Below are 1,096 nucleotides of genomic sequence, written 5' to 3' on the forward strand. Positions count from 1 at the left end.
ATAAAAAACTGTCCAAAATGAAACATCTAAAACTACAGAGTGAACATTACAAAGTACTGGTAAAGAGTTACAAACAATGGCTTGATATACTCGGCTATGCAGAAAGTACAGTTTACAATCTGCCCAATCATCTGCAAGAGTTCTTCTATTTCTTGGAGCAGGGCGGAGCGTTAAGAAATCATCCAGTGGATGATTTTAGCGAACGAGCCAGCTTGCCGCGCAGGCCAATCACGAACATCAACGATATTACCGCAGAACACGTCAAGGAATATTACAGCTACTTGCAAGAGCGAAACAACGAAAGACGGAACGGAGCATTAAGTAAAAGCTACTTGAACAAGCACCAACAAGCCTTAAAAAAGTTCAAGGAATATTTACAAAACCACAATCACAACGGCATCCATTTACATCTGAAATATGAAACGAATCCAACAGAAGAAAAACTGAACATACTAACACAAGAAGAAATCAAGGAACTCTTTACCGCTTGCAGTTACAGCCACCAAGCGAAGCGTTTTAGGTTACGGGATAAAGCGATATTAAGCATTATGTACAGTTGCGGACTACGAAGAAATGAAGCGGTACACTTGGACGTTAAGGACGTGCTTTTTGACAAGGAACGTTTGTACGTCAGAAAAGGAAAGAACTACAAAGAAAGGTTCGTGCCAATGAACGGTTACAACCTGCAAGTATTGGAGGATTACATTTTTGAAGCTCGACCAGAGTTCTACAATGGAACTTGCACTGAGCGTAGTCGAAGTGAGGACACCGAAGCCTTATTGATAAGCCAACAAGGGAGGAGAATGGACGGAATGAGCATTGCCAACCGTTTAAAGGCCATTGTGTTGGCCACAGAGAACAAAAGTATCGAAAAGAAGCAAATTACATTACACACATTGCGCCACTCAATCGCTACACATTTATTACAGAAAGAAGTGCCATTGGAAAGTATCAAATCCTTTTTAGGTCATAGTTCTTTAGAATCTACTCAAATCTACACGCATCTATTAAAAACCGTTGAAAATGAATGATTACAAAATACATTTAGAGAAGAAAGGATACGCAGATACTACAATCGAGAACTATATAAAACAAG

The 1,096-nt window shown here is 39.6% G+C and carries 1 protein-coding gene; it reads left to right on the forward strand.

The genetic code is table 11. The features are described 5' to 3' along the window. On the forward strand, positions 1–1,031 hold a 1,031-nt coding region (locus L1967_RS22230; RefSeq protein WP_249603680.1), incomplete at its 5' end, for a tyrosine-type recombinase/integrase. Positions 1,032–1,096: the final 65 nt, after the last annotated feature.

It is taken from the genome of Zunongwangia pacifica, from assembly GCF_023499215.1.
Taxonomy (GTDB): domain Bacteria; phylum Bacteroidota; class Bacteroidia; order Flavobacteriales; family Flavobacteriaceae; genus Zunongwangia; species Zunongwangia pacifica.